This window comes from Roseibium sp. MMSF_3544 (genome assembly GCF_030732845.1).
In the GTDB taxonomy this organism is placed as follows: Bacteria; Pseudomonadota; Alphaproteobacteria; order Rhizobiales; family Stappiaceae; genus Roseibium.
The window spans coordinates 127,763-144,905 of record NZ_JASHKA010000007.1; the positions used below are offsets into that span (position 1 = coordinate 127,763).

A 17,143-nucleotide genomic window follows, 5' to 3' on the forward strand; every position below is an offset into this window, starting at 1 on the left:
CCTCAGAAAGCGACGCGGTCGCCGCCCTTTAGGTCGAGCATTTCACGGGCCTCGTCCGGTGTCGCGACTTCGCAGCCGAGGTCTTCGACGATACGCCGGATCTTAGTGACCTGCTCCGCATTCGATTTGGCCAGTTGACCGCGCGCGATCATAAGACTGTCTTCCAGGCCGACGCGCAAGTTGCCGCCCATCTGGCTTGCTGTCGTTGCAAACGGCATCTGTGCACCGCCAGCCCCCAGAACCGACCACTGATAATCGTCACCAAAGAGCCTGTCGGCCGTGCGTTTCATGAAGATGAGATTGTCGATATCGGGACCGATGCCGCCGAGAATGCCGAAAATGAACTGGATGAAGACCGGTGGTTTGAAGAGGCCGGCGTCCATGCAGAATTTCAGATTGTAGAGATGACCGACGTCGTAGCATTCGTGCTCGAACTTGACGCCGTGCGTGCCCCCAAGCTCAGTCGCGACATAACGGATGTCGGCAAATGTGTTCCTGAAAATATACCCTTCCGAATTCCGGATATAGGCTTCTTCCCAGTCATATTTGAAGTCCTGGATGCGGTCGGCGAGCGGGTGGAACGAGAAGTTCATGGATCCCATGTTGAGCGAGCACATTTCAGGCGATGCCCATTTGGCCGGGGCGATCCGCTCTTCCATGGTGTTGACCAGGCTGCCGCCGGTGGAGACGTTGACGACCGCATCCGTGGCCTGCTTGATCACGGGAAGAAAGGCCTTGAAATGCTCCGGTGCGATCGAGACGGACCCGTTTTCCGGGTTGCGGGCGTGGAGGTGGAGGATGGAGGCGCCGGCCTTGGCCGCCTCGATCGCCTGGTCTGAAATGTCTTCGGCGGTGAAGGGGAGGGCGTCCGACATGGTCGGCGTGTGGATCGCGCCGGTGATTGCGCAGGTGATGATCGTTTTTTTGCGTTTGCGAGCCAAGGTCGCCTCCTATTCTTTTTCGACCACCCGCCTCGACAGCGGGAAGATTTCGAGACCGGTTCTGTCCTTGACGAAGCCCCAGATGCCGCGCGGTGCCTTGAGCATGACGACGATTGCGACGAGGCCTAGTATCAGGAGATAGGTGGTGCCCAGGTCCGCCAGCGTTTCGCGCAAGAGAAAGAAAACGATGACGCCGATGATCGGACCTTCCAGGGTGCCGATGCCGCCGATGACGACGATGAAAATCACGAACGCGGTCCAGTCGTTCACGCTGAAGGCCGCGTCCGGCGAGATGCGCAGTTTCTGAAGAAAGATCAGGGCTCCCGTCGAGGCGGTCAGCCCGGCGGTGACAACATAGACGATGAACTTGTGGCGCCAGATGTCGATGCCGAAGCTGTTGGAGGCGACTTCGCTGTCCCGGATGGCCGTCAGGGCGAGCCCGTTTCGGGATCTGAGCAGCAGGTAGATCACCGCGATGACCAGGATGGCCATGCCGAGCGCAAGCCAATACGTGGTTGCTTCACGCATCGAGCGGCTGGAAGCCATGGAGCGCACGATACCGACGGGAAGACTGGTTCCCGAACCGCCGCCCAGCGCCGAGACCTGCGCGAAGCTGAGGCGGAAGACTTCAGCAATGACCCAGGTTCCGATCGCGAAATAGGCGCCCCGCAGCCGAAATATCAGAACCGCGACCGGCACGGCGACGATGGCTCCGAGAATGCCTGCGAGCGGAATCGCGGCAAGCGGCGACAATCCTGCAAAGATCGCAAGCGCGAAGAGCATGTAGCCGCCGAAACCGACAAAGGCCTGCTGGCCGACGGAGACAAGCCCCGCGTAACCGGCCAGCAGGTTCCAGAGGCAGGCGAGCGACAGATAGAGGAATATCTCGCTCAGGAGGCGCATGTCTGCGCGGCCTGCCCACCAGGGCGCCGCAATGAGCGCGCCAAGGAACAATATGCCGATCACCGCGGCAATCCTGCTTGCCGGGGATGATCTGGAGATGGTGTAGGAAGCTGTTGTCATCAGTCGATCCGTGGAAAGAGGCCGCGCGGTTTCACAGCAAGTACGATCAGGAAGGCGATATGTCCGGCGAGCAATTGCCAGCCCGGATTGATCTGGGCACCGATGTTCTGGCTGACACCCAGGATGATGCCGCCGATGAGCGTGCCCCAGAGATTCCCCAACCCGCCGATGATGACGGCTTCAAAGCCGAAGATGAGGCGACCCGGGCCAATCGACGGATCGAAGCTGGTGCGAATGCCGAGGAACACGCCGGCGATGCCGACCACGGCAAGGGAAAGCGCCATGGCCAGTCCGAAGACATGGGCCTTGTTGAGCCCCATAAGCTGGGCAATGTCCTGTTTGTCCGATACGGCACGGAACGCCCGCCCGAGTGCGGACTGGTAGAAAATCCATTGAAGTCCCGCGATGACGGCAACGGAAACGGCGAACATCAACAGCGGCAGAACGCCGACATTAAGGTCACCGGGCAGCGCGATACTGGCGGTTTCGATTGCACCGGCATTCATCTTCTGCGGATCTGCGCTGTAGATCTCCAGGAGGCCGTTCTGAATGATGATCGAAAGACCGAACGTCACCAGAAGCGGCGGGAGGATGTCATCACCCAAGGTCTGATTGAGAATGCCGCGCTGGAGGAAGTAGCCGATAACGGCCATGAGGGGCACGACCAGAACCAGGGTCAGCATCGGATTGACACCGAGCGCGGTGGTTATGGACAGGGCCAGAAAGGCGGCCAGGACAATGAAGTCACCGTGGGCAATGTTGACCAGCCGCATGACGCCGAAAATCAGCGACAGGCCAGCGGCAAACAGGGCATAGAGGCCACCCAGAAGCACACCTTGAACAATGGCGTTGATCCACTCCATGTTAGACTCCGAAATAGGCAGCGCTGATCTGCTCGCGGGTGAGTTCGTCGGAACGTCCCTCGAGCGAAATCCTGCCCTCCTGCATGCAATAAACCCTGCCTGCGACGCTGAGCGCCTTGGCAATGTCCTGTTCGACGATGACCGCGCTCATACCTTCGCCGATGATGCCCGGCAGCACTTCGTAGATCGATTTGATGATGATGGGAGCCAGGCCCAGGCTGATCTCGTCGAAGAGAATGAGTTCCGGGTTGGACATGAGCGCGCGGCCGATTGCGACCATCTGCTGCTGGCCACCTGATAACGCTGTTGCCTGAACGGCGCGGCGCTCCTTCAGGACGGGAAAGAGCTGAAATACCTTTTCCAGTTCCCACGGACCGTTGCGGCCCATCTGCCCGCCGATGATGAGATTTTCCTCAACGGAGAGCGACTGGAAGAGCTGCCGTCCTTCGGGAACCATCGCAATGCCCGTCTTGGCGACCTGGTCGGCCCTTAGGGCGCCAATCGGCGTGTTACGAAAGGTCACCATGTCAGGCTTGTTGTTCAAAAGCCCGGTGATTGAGCGCATAAGCGTGGTCTTGCCAGCGCCATTGGCGCCGATGATGGCAATGACTTCACCTTTGTGAACTTCGATGTCGACACCGAAAAGCGCCTGGAAATCACCGTAGTGGGCGTCGAGCCGGTTGGTGGCAAGAAGCGTGTCAGGCATCGGCATCCACCCCCATGTAGATCTCTTGAACCTGGCGGCTTGCCATGGTTTCCTTCGGATCGCCCTCGGCGATCTTTCGACCGAAGTCGATAACGATGAGGCGATCCACAACCGACAGCAGCGCGTGCACAATGTGTTCGATCCAGATGATCGAGATGCCGGTTTTCCGGATCGAATTGATGGACTCCACCAACGCGTGACATTCGTTTTCGGTCAGCCCGCCGGCGATCTCGTCGAGCAACAGGATTTGGGGCTGTGCGCAAAGCGCACGCGCAAGTTCCAGCCGCTTGCGGCCGAGCAGTGTGAGACTTCCCGAGACATCATTCGCCTTGTCGATCAGGCCAGTGAGTTCCAGCATTTCCAGGCAATGCTTGTCGGCCAGGGGCGCTGGCATCTTTGCGCCATGTGTTGCTGCGACCAGGACGTTTTCAAAAACGGTCATGCCGGCAAATGGTTGCGGTATCTGGAAGGAGCGGGCAATGCCGAGACGGCATCTCCTTGCGGCCGAGTAACGGGTGATCTCTTCGCTGTTGAAAAATATTTGCCCCCGATCGGCCCTGACCGTTCCGGTGATCAGGTTGAACATGGACGTCTTTCCCGCGCCGTTGGGGCCGATGACACCAAGTGCTTCGCCGGACGCGAGCTGATAGGACAACTCGTCAGCAACCGTGATTGCACCGTAAGCCTTTGACAGGCCTTTTAATTCAAGAACAGGCGCCATGAATGTCTCGCAGACTCTATGCAGCTGATGACGCACGGCGCTGCCGCCGTGCGCCAGGGTTCATTACGACAGCAGTTTCAACTCGCCCGTGGTGGGAATCTCGGGTGCGCTGTGATTGGACGTAATGACCAGTTCCATGCCATTTGCGCCCTTCTGCCACTGTCCGGCGACCAAAGGCGTCTTGGACACGTTCTTGACCGGACCGAAGCCCCAGTTGACGTGACCGACCACTGTTGGCAGGTCGGTTGCCTGGATGGCTTCGAGGATCGCGTTCGGGTCGTCGAGGTCGGCGCTGCGCTTGATCACATCGGTGGTGACCTCGAAGAGCGCGTGCTTGAAGCCGATCGGTTGGGTCCAGGGGCGACCTGACGAGGCGACGTAACCGTCCGCGAGCTGCTTGGCGGACTCGCCGGTCAGGGACGAGGAGAAGGGATGTTCCGGCGTCCACCAGATTTCCGAGGTCAGGCCATCGCCGCGGTCGCCGAGCGATTCAATGACTGACGGGAACAGGAGTGCCTTGCCGATCGTGACGACCTTCGGCTGGAAGCCCTGCTGAGCGGACTGGGACCAGAAAGTTGCAAAATCGGGTGGGATCATGTTGCCGGTGACGATCTCGCAGCCAGCTTCCTTGAAGGCGGAAATCTGGGTTGAAAAATCATCAGTCAGCGGCTGGTAACGGCCCGGATCGGTCAACTCGAACCCGCTGCCGACAAGAGCAGGTGGGAAGCCGACCTTGTCATCGCCCCAGGCGTTGCCGTCCGCATCGTTGGGAAAGAGCCCACCGACCTTGCGCGCGACACCGCTTTCTTCCCAAAGCGCCAGGAACGCCTTGATGACGTCTTCCAGACCCCAGAAGAAGTGGTAGGTGTAATCAAAACCCTGCGCCGGATCACCATTGCGGCCGAAGAAGTAAGGCTGCCAGGGGCAATCGGTGGTGATGCACGGAACCTCGTTGAGTTCGGCCTGATCGGAGATCGGGTTGGTGGTATCGGGCGTCGATGCGCCAACCAGAATGTCCACCTCGTCACTCAGGATCAGTTCGGACGCGACCTCGGCCGCGCGGTTCGGGTTGGACTGGCTGTCCTTGGAAATGATCTCGACCTTGTAGGACTTGTTGTTGTTTTCAACACCGCCGGCGAGGGCCTTTTGGATCCCTGCAAGGACGAAATCGTCTGCTTCGGCGAAACCGGCCAGCGGTCCAGTGCGCGGGCTGACATGACCGATCTTGATGATCGGATCAGCCGCGTAAGCCCGGGTTCTTGTCAGGATTGCAGGGGCAGCAAGCCCCGCCGTTGCACCGGCAATGAAGCCGCGGCGGGTAATGCCAAATTTCTTTCCCAATAGCGTCATCGTTTTTCCTCCCAGATGCGCCACTCATGGTCGCAAGGCGCGTCAACCCAAGATGGTTTCGAGTTTCCGCAAGTGAGCTGCAACGCGCTGACGGACTTCGTCCGCTTGTTCCGGCGTCCAGCTCTGAAATCCTTCACCCGTTTTCATTCCGAGCTTTCCTGCCTCCACAAGTTCGCGCAGATAAGGGGAAGGGGCCGGCCGATTGTCCAAATCAGCCAAAACGTTTTCGTGGATGTCGAGCGTCAGATCCGTACCGACCAGATCGGCGTTTACCATCGGCCCAAGAACTGCAAGGCGCCTGCCGAAACTTGCGTTGACGACAGTGTCGACGTCTGCAGCAGCGCACACGCCGTTTTCGACAAGGCTGATGGCCTCGCGCCACATGGCGTGTTGCAGGCGGTTACCGATGAAGCCCGCAACGTCCTTTTCCACCCGGACCGGCGTCTTGCCGACCGAAGCCAGCAGATCCACCATCGCGACCATCGCAGGTTCAGCCGTCCACTCTGTCCGGATGACTTCGACCAGCGGGATCATGTGCGGCGGGTTCCACCAGTGGGTGCCGAGCGCCCGTGACCGATCCTCAAGGTCCGACATGATCTTCGTGATCGGGATCACCGAAGTGTTGGATGCAAAAACAGTCCTTGCCGGCGCATGGCGTTCAACGTCTGCAAACAGGGCGCGTTTCAGGTCCGGTTTTTCCGGTGCGGCCTCAAACACGAAGTCCGCATCGGCAACACACGCTGAAAAATCCGGCTGGCATGTGATGCGGGAAATGGCTGCATCTGCATCGCCGCCCTCTACGCCGAGAGCCGCGAGGCTCGTCCTGACCCTCTCATGCAACGTGTCGAGGCTTGCCTGGAAGGTGTCGAAGACCTGAACAGAGTGGCCGGCGCGGGCAAATGTCAGTGCTATGCCGTGTCCCATAAGTCCGGCACCGAGAACCGCGATGTTTTTGCTCTCGCTCATTGCCTATCCTGCCGTATAGCCGCCGTCGGCATAAAGAATGTGTCCGGTGTAAAAGTCCGAAGCCTTGGAGGACAGAAACAGGAGCGGGCCGATCAGGTCCTCCGGCTCACCAAGACGTCCCTTGGGAACACGGGCCAGGAACCCGTCGCGGAAACCTTTGGCGAGCTCGTCGTCCTCAAACATCCAGGAGGTCAGCGGAGAGCGGAAGACGGTTGGAGCGATGGCATTGACGGTGATGTTGTCAGCGCCGAGTTCGCAGCCGAGCGCCTTGGTAATGCCGTCCACCGCTGCTTTCGAAGCACAGTAGGCAGTGTAACCCGCGGGGTGACCCAGAAGACCCCGTGCCGAGGAGACCAACACGATCTTGCCGCCTTGTGGCTGCTGCATCATCTGAGCGGTTGCGGAGCGTGCCAGCAACCAGGACTGCGTGACATTGGCCTCCAGGACACCGGTAAAGTCGGCTGGTTCCATGTCATTGATCTTCGCAACCTTGTTCATGCCTGACGCGACGACGAGAATGTCGAGAGATCCGTGATGCTTCACGCAGTTTTCGACCATTTCGTCACAGACCGCGGCGTCCGTGGGGCGCTTGTTGACGGTCTCGACCGCTGCCCCCTTGGCACGGCATTCTTCCGCAACCTTCTCCAGCGCCTCGCTGTTGCCAGCGGCCAGAATGAGATCACAGCCGGCACCGGCGAGCGCATTTGCAGCGACCGCACCGAAAGCGCCGGTCGCTCCCGTGACCAGAGCAACCTTGCCCTTGATGTCAAAGAGTTCAAGTGGATGGGTCCAGACGTCAGCCATCAGTTTGCCTCCGGCGGATAGGGAATGACGACGAGCATCGTGCAGATGTGATTGGACCGGTTCTCGATGGTGCGCACTTCGCCCGGCGCAATCGTGCAGCTGTCGTATTTCTTCAAAACCGTCTCGGTTGCGCCTGATATGACGGTCATTTCGCCCTCCAGGACGACATAAACCTTCTCAAACGGCGTCGAGTCGGGTCCGGCACCGCCGCCCGGAAGAAACTGGCTGAGACCGAGCCACTGATTTTCAGGGCCGCCTTCCTCAAAACCTTGCAAACGCAAGCCGACCACACCCCGGTGATTGGGGGCTTCGTAAGGTTCGGCGTCGTCGAAACGCTTTACATGCATCGCTTCCTCCCAGACGCGGCATTCGGGACCGCCGGGCAGCCCGGCGGTCTCGGTATTTCAGTTGATCAGAAGTCTTCGCCCGGTTCGATGCGATACCCCTGGCCGCGATCAATCATGGCGACAAGACGGATGATGCAGCCGTCGCCGCGATCCCAGTTCCATGGGAAGAACGCGAATGTGCAGCGCTTGCCGGTGACGGCATCGAGGTCGCCGCCGACGTTCTCGATGCCGAGAATGCCGTTGGAGAAGAGCTTGTTGTGGACCGGCTCCCATTCGGGGAAGGCATCCTTCCAGTCGATGCCGCCCGACCATTCGAGATACTCGGCTTCCAGGTGGGGCATGATCGGACCGTTACGCTGCGGGCCGATGGCTGTTGCAAGCGGGTGGTCATTGGCTTGGGTGTCATGGCCGACAACCTTGACGCCCTTTTCGATCATCCAGTCGGCGGCGGACGGGACCAGTCCCGGGCAGTAGGCGAAGTAGTCACCATCCTCATACTGCTTGTGCCAGCCGGTGTTGATGATCAGCACATCGTTTTTGCGGATGGCATGACCGCAGGCCTTTTCCAGATCGTCGCCGGTGATCTGCTCCCATTTCTTCTTGGGGACCGAGACGACCAGCCCGGACCCGAAGAAGTGCGGCAGCGGGACCTCGTCAATGAAGGGCGTGCCCTGAACGACGTGAGCCGGCGCATCGATGTGCGTGGTCACGTGCATGGTCGTGGTGATGGTCTGCGACAGCACCCCCGATTTGGCCATGTAGTGCTTCCGGTCGATCTGAACGTCCTGGAAGTAGGGCCAGTTCGGGCACTGGAAGCCGTAGCGGTGGGAGAGGTTGTAGAACTCCAGGCCCATATCGTTGTTCAGGTTTTCCTGAAAATCGATGCCGCGAATCGTCACTGACATATGTGTTCCTCCCGTCAGTCAGTGTTTTACTGTATTGCTAAACGGTACAGATGCATCATAATGTGGTCAAGAGGAATTCTCGACTTATTGTGAAATTTGACCTATATGCTGCATTTAACACTGTGCATGAAACGCAGAATCAGCGTTGGGTCAAAGAGGGCGAAAATGGTTTTGACGATGGAACCTGAAAGAAAGACTCAATCAAATCAAGGTGTTCAAGTCATATCGCGGGCGGCAGAAATTCTACGCGTGCTGAAGCAGGACAATTCGGGTCTCAGCCTTGGGCAAATTGCAGAACGCGTACGACTGCCCCGCTCTACGGTACAGAGGATTGTCAATGCGCTTCTGGCGGAGCGGTTGGTCATGTCCTCGAGCGCAGAGGGAGGCCTGCGCCTTGGCTCTGAAATTCAGTCCCTTGCTGCAGCCGGCAGGGTCAACATGAGCGAGCTGGCGCATCCCGTGTTGACCGATCTTGCGAAGAAGACCAAGGAAACGGTCGACCTGGCCGTTTTCCGGGATGATCACATGGTGTTCCTGGATCAGGTGGTCGGCACGCACCGCCTTCGAACCGTTTCCGCTGTCGGTGAGGTCTTTCCGATGACGGACACGGCAAACGGCAAGGCCGCCCTTTCGCTCATGGAAGACGATAGGGTTGTTGCGATTGCCGGGCGCGAACTCAAGGCAAACGGGGAGGGGCACCGGCCGCTGTCGGAGTTTTTGAAAGAGATCGAGGATATCCGGTCAACCGGCGTCGCCTGGGATCTCAACGAACATACGGACGGGATCTCGGCTGCCGGCTTTTCCTTCCAGGACCCTGTCGGGCTGATCTATGCCATTTCCGTCCCGGTACCGACGCACCGGTTCGAGCGACTGAAAGACGACCTTGCCGTGCAGCTTCTGGAAGCGCGGCAGACGGTGTTGAAGCTGGTTTAATCAAGGGTCTCTATTCGGCAGCCTGGTTCGGCAAGGTGGCAGTGCCGCTCTTTTGAGCGTTTTCGCCGGTTGCGACGCCTTGGTCGCTTTGGTCAAGCAAGGCCGAGGAATGAAGCGTTTCGGCGTAATTTCTCAAATCGTCCTTGTTGACGTTCGCTTCGCCGATCAGGTTCTTTACCCGGTTTGCGACCTTGGCGATCTCCTCGCCGGCGTCCATTTTCTTCAAATGCGCATCAACGAGGGGTCCCAAGCCGCCACCCGCATCGTCAGGCTCTGGCAGGCCTTGCAGAAAGGCCTCGGCCGAACCGAGCGCAACGACTTTTTTGTCATTCATCTTGGGAGCGCTCTCTGCGCCGGCTTCAAACTGGTAGGACACCAATCCGAGGCGTTGCGCGATCAGGTCCAGGAAATCGACCCTGTAGTTGATCTGGCGCATGCGCGCTGAGGCAAAACGCATCCGGTTCATGAACCGTTTGACGGCGCGCGGCGTGCCGTTGATGCCTTCAATAACCTGGTTCGCGTCTTTCAGGGCGTCGACGAATGTGCTCGGGTCGTATTCAACGTTTTTGGAGATTTCATAGGCGCGGCGCAGATAAATCCACAGAGCGAAAAGAGCCAGACCGAGGACGAACGGGACGAGAATCCAGAGTTCCTGATAGTTCCACATGGGATCGATGGGTGTCGGTGCAGGCTCGGGGTCGTCGAGAACCGGGTTTTCAGAGCCGACACCGTCATTTGCCGGGACCGGCACTGGCGTCAGGGGCGCTGCTTCCGGTCCTTGATTTTGAGGTGCGGTCGTGGATCCCGTTCCACTTGATGTTCCGCCGGCACCGCCGGAAACAGCAGGCGTATCCTGAGCTGTGAGCGTGGGTGTCAGGCTTGTCACTTTGTCATAGAGAGAGCCACCATAAAGCCAGAAGGACCAGCCGAGTGCTGCCAGCACGACAATCTGGGCGAGCCGGGAGAGGTTTTGCAGCGCAAAGGTGACCCGAGGCTTCAGGACATTCAGCCACTTCTTGTCCTCGTCCAACGGTTCGCTTCTTTGCTCCTTGCGCGATTCCGCCAAAGCTGCCGCAGCTTCCGGCGTCATTGGCGGGATCGCAATTTCAAGATTGATGAGTTTTTCCATGTAGTGCCGGGCATAGGCGCGGCGCTTGTCTGTTTCGGACTTGCCGAAATTGAACGGGATTTCCCGGTCCGGAATGCCGTCGGCGATGTCCTTCAGTTCGTCGCCGATGGAATGTTCGACCTGGGCGCGGTCGAAGCCCATGACGACGATACAGTCGCCGACCGAGACAAAATAATTGACGGCTTCAAAGATCGACAGAACCGATTTCGCCTGGCAGCGGTCCAGATCGTCGATGAAGATGACCAGCCCGGGAACACCCGGCATGCGCAATGCGGTGCACACCTCGCCGAACGCTTTCCCGAAATTGTAGCGGAAGCTCAGCTTGTCCTGAAAATCGGTCAGCCTTGTGAAAGACGCAAAGTCCCGCAAGAGTTTGACGGGTTTTGCCGGAAGCGCGATCCAAAGCGAGCGTAGCCACAAGAACAGACCGATCGCCGGAATTGCCTTGACCGCTATCCCTGTCAGCGAAACCCCTTCTTCCTCCGATATCGTCTTGAGGAAGGCTTCATATTGCTCATGCAGCCAGGCGATTTGCGGATCGGTGATGGCAAGAGCGGCAAGAACCACGGCCAACATGATCAACAGGATGATCGGAAACAGGGATTTGAGCTGGGCCCAAAGACGCGGTGCAACGAGCCTTGCGCGGAACAAGAGGCCGCGCCAGGTCCAGATGCTGGGAATTGCGCGTGAGCGCACCGCCTCGAACAGGGCGGCAAGAAGATGATCTTCGTTCTGGTGATGCCAGGCATTGAACCAGACCGCTGACGTGCCGCGCCGTTTCAGGTCCTGGCAAAGCAGGTTCATGAGGGAACTTTTTCCCGAGCCCCAGCCGCCGGCGACGCCCATGACGAGAGGCGGTTCGGTCTGCGCATTGCGCAAGAACAGCGATACTTGCGTCGCCAGTTGTTTCAGTCCCAGCGCGTCTTCATCATCCCAGCCGATTTCGCGATCTGATTTTCCGGCGGCGACGGGACGCTCGTCGCTGTTCTTGATCAGCCACCACAGGCGCAGGAAGTAGATCGCGGCGAGCAACGCGCAGAGACCAAGAACGATTGCGACATAGGAGAAGACCGGAGCGCCTGCTTCCCACTGGATATGCGACCAGTCGCCAACTCCGTTTTCACCCCGCTGGGGAAGCGATTTGGTCTTGTAGAGGAGTGCGTGTGAAGGCGCTCCTTCGAATGCCGGGCGTCCGACGGCAACCGCGTAGTTCTTGCCACGATCGACGCGGACATCCGTCAGGCGGGGCGCGTGTGTGTTTTCAATCGCAGCAGCAGTCCAGGTCGTGCCGCTGTCATGCGAGACCATGACGGTTCCGGCCTCGCCAACGGCGACACCCGTGTCACCGTCGAAATCAACCGCGAGCAGGGATGGTGCAATGTCTGCCGTGGACGGGGCGACGGCCACGTACCAGTCAAATCCGCCCAGTTCACCCGCATCCGGAAGATCGGGTGCATACTCTGCGTTGACAGGGATGCCGACGTAAATTGCCCCGGCGCCACCCACCGCGACGCGGTCTCCATTCCGGCCGACTTCAGCGACCGCGTGGATAGGATGGAGAAACGACGAGGGTACGTTTCTCCGCGTCGTTCCCTCGAACCATTGAATCCGCTCCTCACCGAAGATCAAGCGGCTCCTTGCATCGAGGGCCGTGGGGCGGACGGACTGATCGTTGGCATACTGGATTTCATAAATGTTGGTGAAGCCGACACTTGGCACCGCCATGAGCCGGCTGCCGTCTCCGGAAAAAGACAGACGGCCCTTTATCAGTCCGCTATCACTGACAACGGGGCCAACCCCCCAGGCTTCGAACAGCTCCTGCGTCTGTTGAGCGGTCGGAGACTGGGCGTCGTCCGGATTGGAGGTGAGCTGTTCCCAGGTGTTCGTGTCACGAATTTCAATGAGGCCGGATTGATGGAGTGCAGCAACCTGGGACGCATCGGGGGAAAACGCTGCGGCAATTATCCGGGCGTCTGACGAAAGGCCGCGGGGTTCGATCTCGGATGCGCCAAGGCGGTGCAACAGCAAGCTTCCATTGGCGGACAAGGTCAGGAAACGCTCTCCGTCCGGAGCGAAAAGAATTTGCCGGATGTCCCTGTTGCCGATCGTGGGCGACTGTTGGTCTCCTGCGTCGACATTCCAGCTGCTTACGGTACCAGCTTCCGTCACTGTAATCAGCGTGCTTCCGTCGCCTGAGAGCGCTGCAAGCCGGATGGGCTGTTTCGGTTCCTCAGCAACCAGCAACCAGCTTTCGGCAGCCACGTCCCACACTTGCGCGATGCCGAATTCGGTGAGCGATAACAGCCTGCTGCCGTCGTTTGAAAATTCAAGGCCGAGAACATTGCCGTAGTCGCCCTTGAAAACGGTGTTCAACTGCTCGGTTTCGCGATCAATGAACTGGATCGTCGCATCATCAAATGCGATCGCGATCATGGAAGAGTTCGGGACAAAGCGAGCATCGAGCATGCGGCCCTGTTCGTTTTGTATTTCCTTGACCAGCTGACCGGTGACCCCATCCCAGAGGAGAACCGTTCCGTTCTCCGACGTGCCCAGTAAAAGCAATCCGTCTTCCGAATAATAGGGAGGTGCGGTTGTTCCGGTGTCCTGGGACAAGATGGCGAGTTCCTCGCCGGTTACCGAATCCCAGATCCTGTTCGTGCCGTCCGATGACGTCGTGACGATCCTCGAACCATCCGGCGAAAAGACGGCGTAGCTTGCCCCGAGCAGATCTCCGGCAATCTGTGCAGAAGACCTGAGACTTTCAGCGCCTCCACGCACACGGGTTTCCTGCAGCTGCCAGGATTCGTTCTGGTAAAAGTGGACTTCACCGTCCACGCTGATCGCGCCCAGTTGGGTACGGTCGTTGCTGAGAAAGAGACGGGTGACGATTGCATCCGGTCTGTCATCCGCGCTGCGGTCAATCCGCCAGGGAGAATTTCCGGGAGCGCGCAAAAGTCCTTTTACGGGCTGATCGACCGAGGACCATTTCGAAAGCCGCTCCTTGAAAAAGAACTGGTCGCGCGGTCCGACAGGCCTGTACTCGTGACCCGCATAGGCTGGTTCATGATCTCTGGTAAAGACCGGCGGCAATACGGAGGTGGACGTATCCCAAAACGGGCTGCCTGACGGTTTGGATACGGAAAAGCCGTAATAGGCCACGGCAAAGAAAACGACCGCCAAAACACCGGCAACGGCAGCACGCACAAGCGGATCTACAAGCCAGTCCCAAATGGTTCTGCCTTCTATTTTCCTGGCGGTGCTACTTTGTTTCTTGTCCATCGCCCACTCAGCAATTCTATCTGGGCTTTCGAAACTCTTGCGCGTTCAATGCCAAGTGTAAACGTAATTGGTGTGTGTGTTCAAAGGGTATTGCCGAAAAGGGTAACCGTAGAAATGCATTCAAGGACCCTGTTTGGCCAAACGACTGGCGAGCCAAGATCTTGGGGCCTGGATCAGGCCGCAGCGCGGGAGACTACCCCCGCGCGCCAGGCATCGATGCGATCGCGCCTGTAGTCCGACCAGTCTTCCTCCTGGATGTGGCTCTCGCCGTCTGAGGTTTCGGGAAAGGCCGCCGTTAGTACATCTTCCGTGATGTCGTTGCACCAGCCTTCTACCGGGTTGCACTCCAGCACTGCCCTGACATTCTCGTACTGTCCTGTCCGGATGTCTTCAATTAGCTGGCCAACCCTCATGTCGGTGAGGTCGATTTCCGGTGTGTAGAGAGCATTTCCAAGTTCGCAAACGACCGAAAAGAACGACGTATCGAGATCAACCTTCATAAATGCCTCCTTCAACTGAAGGAAAGAATATACGCATACTGCGTACATTTCAAGCTTAATGAGCAATTCTGTACGCAAAAAGCATCGAGGCGGCGTCGATGCTGACGGCGACAAGATCTGCCGAGGCCAACCCCTCCTTCAAAGATTTCGGTCCTAAAGCGGCTTGAACACCATAACAATCCTGGCCTTGATGGTGACTTCCGTATGGTCGAAATCACCTTCCCGGTAAAGGATCGTGTCCTGGAACCTCGGATCGTCAGATTCCGGCATCAATTCGGACTCGCCATTCAGCTTGACCAGACGCTTGGCCGTGCGCTCAATGGTCATGCCGTTGTCGCGGGAGCGCTCAACCAGTACCAGATCATTTTCTTTCAGTTCTATGCCGGCGGCGAGATAGTCAACACACAAAAGCAGATCGCCGTTGGCTGCAATCCTGTTGAGCGACTCACCACGGACGCGCACAATGTACTGGGCGTGCGGGGGGAAACGTATATCATATGAAATCGTTGATTCTTCTGCATTTTCAGTTTCAAAAAGCGCCGCTTCCATCCACAGTCCGGCAGCGACCTCGCCCACGACGGGAACGCCGGTCTTTGGTAATGCCGGGGCCTTGCGCTGAATTTCGGCAACCGAGCCGTCTGCGAGCGCAAGGACCTCCTCACGGGTGATCGCCGGTTCGCCCTTGCCGGGAAGGACGGCCAGCAATTTGCTGATGAAATTCGCCGGCAGACCAGTCTCTGGATAATCAACTGAAAAGTACCGCTGAATGGACGAGGCCTGGGAATATCCCATTTCGCGGGCAATGGCCCGAAGCGAAAGGCCGGACCTTTCTTTCAGGTCCTGAAGCCTGGTGTGCAGGGATAATCCGGTCTCGTTCATGTCATTATCGGCAATCTTGTCCCAACGGAGTGAACTTCGTTGTAGCGTATGGAACTTGCGTTGACAAGTGTACGTTATATGCGTACGATTCGCGTGTGAGTTTCAGGGAGAAAAGGAACCTCGGGAAGTGGTTGTAGTGAGAAGGCAAAAGAGGAGCTGCTTGTGAGCGGACTGAAGGAGCAAATTGAAGAAGCAAGGGACAGGGTCGCCCAATTTCGACTGCGAGCCGAAAAACCGAGCGCACGTCTTGAAGACGAATACGCGCTGGAAAAAGCTCGGACGCGTTTGCTAACGCTGGAGCTGCGGAGCCTGAGGTCCGAGCTGGCGTCCGGCGGCTCTCGCATGAAATCGCCCGAAGGACATCACGCTGCTGCAGAGCGGATTGGCAAGGAGCGTGCACGGGCCGATCTTGGTAAAGTTATGAGAACAAAACATAAACATTTGAGCATGAGCGCGCGCGAGCGGGCCGAGGCGTCGTTTGCTGCTTTAAGGAAAACCACGCCCGCAGATACGGAGGGCCGCTGATGTCGTCAGGCGCGCAAGTGGACAGAATTGCTGCCGAGTATGGAGTGCACTTTGTGTCAGCTGCGAAGCGTATCGAGGGGCGTCACCAATCGAAGGCCCGGCGTACTTGTCAGACCTTATTGAAGAAACACGGCGCAGAGCACTTGCGGCTGGTTTTCGGATTGATCAACACCCCCCACAACCGGGGAAACTGGTCAGCGACGGTCGTCACCGCCGTGTCCTGGCTTGTGTTGAACAAGTCTGAATGGATCCTGCACAGAGATTTTCTGAATCTATTCGACACGCTTGACCTGGGAGCTCTGCTCAAAAGCGCCAAGGAGCTTAATCCCGGCGCTCCGACGATTACGCTGGCGGTGCTTTTGTCCTACGAACTCGACCGGATGATGTCTTCTGAATTGCGGGGGAAAGCAGCTTGAGACCAGTTGCCTCAACAGGGAAGTTGATTACACTCCCGTCAGCAATCACCGGCTGTGTAGTGCTGAGCAAAGAATGCGCGTTTTCCTTGTGGTGCGCTGTCCAGCCGATGGGGGCAAGGGGCAAGGCAGTCGACATGATTGCCGCAGTTTTCGGTGGGGCACATGAATACATATCAGACGAAGGCACAGATCCATGCCTTCGAGCGCGGCGCGGAGGCCTTCCGCCAGGGCAAGTCGCAAACCGACAATCCCTATCCACGCGAGGCCGACTATTTCGACTTCTGGGAGCAAGGCTATCTCAAGGCTCGCGATACAGAAGCACACTAACTGATATCATCAGGTCCGAAGGTGAGCGGATCCTCAAGCGCAGCACTCTTCGCAAGTTGGAGTGAGGAAAGGGATGTTCCCGGTATTTCTCAAATCCAATTGCAAAAGAGGTGCTCAAGCATGGGTTGTTCGACGCGGCCAAGAGAGCCTGGGGATGTGATGGAACGGCTGATCGAGGCTGTTGAAGTGATCGCGGTGACCGGTAAGGGAGACGGTCCGAAAACAATCCTCACAGCCTGGCCGGAGTATCGCCGCAAGATAGCAAAAAGGCGCAAGGTGTTTCCGCCCGCTCAGATCACGCGTGCAGAAGAAGCGCTGACCTGGTTTGCACTGATCGATCAACCCGACGCCCGGCGCGCGCTTCAGTTCGAGGTCATGTGCAAGGCGGGCGGCGGCTCCTTCAGCAAGCTTTGCGAAAAGTACGGTTGGAAACGCACTACCGTGACGAGCCGGAACAAGGTTGTGCTGGGACAGTTGGTGGAAAGACTGAAATCAGCCAGCTGATCGAAGCGTTTCTACTCTCCAGTTG

At 58.2% G+C, this 17,143-nt stretch carries 18 protein-coding genes and 1 pseudogene; 6 read left to right on the forward strand and 13 right to left on the reverse strand.

Annotated features, from left to right (window positions below; genetic code table 11):
• Positions 1-2 precede the first annotated feature (2 nt).
• From RBB47_RS12215 to RBB47_RS12260, 10 genes are all read right to left on the reverse strand, one after another.
• Positions 3-941 (reverse strand): 3-keto-5-aminohexanoate cleavage protein, encoded by a 939-nt coding sequence (locus RBB47_RS12215; RefSeq protein ID WP_305986083.1) that lies wholly within the window; start codon positions 939-941, stop codon positions 3-5.
• Between the two features lie 9 nt (positions 942-950).
• Positions 951-1,964: a branched-chain amino acid ABC transporter permease gene (locus RBB47_RS12220; RefSeq protein ID WP_305986084.1), complete on the reverse strand. Its 1,014-nt coding sequence runs from the start codon at positions 1,962-1,964 to the stop codon at positions 951-953.
• Positions 1,964-2,827 (reverse strand): branched-chain amino acid ABC transporter permease, encoded by an 864-nt coding sequence (locus RBB47_RS12225; RefSeq protein WP_305986085.1) that lies wholly within the window; start codon positions 2,825-2,827, stop codon positions 1,964-1,966. The genes RBB47_RS12220 and RBB47_RS12225 overlap by 1 nt, the downstream gene beginning before the upstream one ends.
• Before the next feature lies 1 nt (position 2,828).
• Positions 2,829-3,539, reverse strand: coding sequence for an ABC transporter ATP-binding protein (locus RBB47_RS12230; RefSeq protein WP_305986086.1), 711 nt, complete (start codon positions 3,537-3,539; stop codon positions 2,829-2,831).
• Positions 3,526-4,254 carry an ABC transporter ATP-binding protein gene (locus tag RBB47_RS12235; RefSeq protein WP_305986087.1) on the reverse strand — a complete coding sequence of 243 codons (729 nt, stop codon included), beginning with the start codon at positions 4,252-4,254 and terminating at the stop codon, positions 3,526-3,528. The genes RBB47_RS12230 and RBB47_RS12235 overlap by 14 nt, the downstream gene beginning before the upstream one ends.
• Before the next feature lie 63 nt (positions 4,255-4,317).
• On the reverse strand, positions 4,318-5,604 hold the full coding sequence (locus tag RBB47_RS12240) for an ABC transporter substrate-binding protein (protein WP_305986088.1): 1,287 nt from the start codon (positions 5,602-5,604) through the stop codon (positions 4,318-4,320).
• Between the two features lie 42 nt (positions 5,605-5,646).
• Positions 5,647-6,570, reverse strand: a complete 924-nt coding sequence (locus tag RBB47_RS12245; RefSeq protein ID WP_305986089.1) for a 3-hydroxyacyl-CoA dehydrogenase family protein — start codon at positions 6,568-6,570, stop codon at positions 5,647-5,649.
• A 3-nt stretch (positions 6,571-6,573) separates the two neighbouring features.
• Positions 6,574-7,374, reverse strand: coding sequence for an SDR family NAD(P)-dependent oxidoreductase (locus RBB47_RS12250; RefSeq protein ID WP_305986090.1), 801 nt, complete (start codon positions 7,372-7,374; stop codon positions 6,574-6,576).
• A complete protein-coding gene (locus RBB47_RS12255; RefSeq protein WP_305986091.1) occupies positions 7,374-7,721 on the reverse strand; it encodes a cupin domain-containing protein in 348 nt (115 codons plus the stop codon). Before RBB47_RS12255 ends, RBB47_RS12250 begins: the two co-directional genes overlap by 1 nt.
• A 65-nt stretch (positions 7,722-7,786) precedes the next feature.
• A complete protein-coding gene (locus tag RBB47_RS12260; RefSeq protein ID WP_305986092.1) occupies positions 7,787-8,626 on the reverse strand; it encodes a cyclase family protein in 840 nt (279 codons plus the stop codon).
• A gap of 177 nt (positions 8,627-8,803) precedes the next feature.
• Here RBB47_RS12260 and RBB47_RS31015 point away from each other — a divergent pair.
• Positions 8,804-8,977, forward strand: a pseudogene (locus RBB47_RS31015) (helix-turn-helix domain-containing protein); the annotation flags it as partial.
• Positions 8,978-8,989: 12 nt separating this feature from the next.
• A complete protein-coding gene (locus tag RBB47_RS12265; RefSeq protein WP_371932779.1) occupies positions 8,990-9,559 on the forward strand; it encodes an IclR family transcriptional regulator in 570 nt (189 codons plus the stop codon).
• A 10-nt stretch (positions 9,560-9,569) separates the two neighbouring features.
• Here the strand turns inward: RBB47_RS12265 and RBB47_RS12270 are convergent, their stop codons facing one another.
• The 3 genes from RBB47_RS12270 to RBB47_RS12280 form a co-directional block, all read right to left on the reverse strand.
• On the reverse strand, positions 9,570-13,967 hold the full coding sequence (locus RBB47_RS12270) for a P-loop NTPase fold protein (protein WP_305986093.1): 4,398 nt from the start codon (positions 13,965-13,967) through the stop codon (positions 9,570-9,572).
• A gap of 173 nt (positions 13,968-14,140) precedes the next feature.
• Positions 14,141-14,467, reverse strand: a complete 327-nt coding sequence (locus tag RBB47_RS12275) for a hypothetical protein (RefSeq protein WP_305986094.1) — start codon at positions 14,465-14,467, stop codon at positions 14,141-14,143.
• Between the two features lie 153 nt (positions 14,468-14,620).
• Positions 14,621-15,346 (reverse strand): LexA family transcriptional regulator, encoded by a 726-nt coding sequence (locus RBB47_RS12280; RefSeq protein WP_305986095.1) that lies wholly within the window; start codon positions 15,344-15,346, stop codon positions 14,621-14,623.
• Between the two features lie 162 nt (positions 15,347-15,508).
• Between RBB47_RS12280 and RBB47_RS12285 the strand changes: the two genes are divergently transcribed.
• From RBB47_RS12285 to RBB47_RS12300, 4 genes are all read left to right on the forward strand, one after another.
• Positions 15,509-15,871, forward strand: coding sequence for a hypothetical protein (locus tag RBB47_RS12285; protein ID WP_305986096.1), 363 nt, complete (start codon positions 15,509-15,511; stop codon positions 15,869-15,871).
• 53 nt (positions 15,872-15,924) lie between these two features.
• Positions 15,925-16,287: a hypothetical protein gene (locus RBB47_RS12290; protein WP_305986097.1), complete on the forward strand. Its 363-nt coding sequence runs from the start codon at positions 15,925-15,927 to the stop codon at positions 16,285-16,287.
• A 162-nt stretch (positions 16,288-16,449) separates the two neighbouring features.
• Positions 16,450-16,614 carry a hypothetical protein gene (locus RBB47_RS12295; protein WP_305986098.1) on the forward strand — a complete coding sequence of 55 codons (165 nt, stop codon included), beginning with the start codon at positions 16,450-16,452 and terminating at the stop codon, positions 16,612-16,614.
• A 159-nt stretch (positions 16,615-16,773) separates the two neighbouring features.
• The gene (locus RBB47_RS12300) at positions 16,774-17,118 is read left to right on the forward strand and encodes a DUF6362 family protein (RefSeq protein ID WP_305986099.1); all 345 of its coding nucleotides are present in this window, start codon (positions 16,774-16,776) and stop codon (positions 17,116-17,118) included.
• The last annotated feature ends 25 nt before the right edge of the window (positions 17,119-17,143 follow it).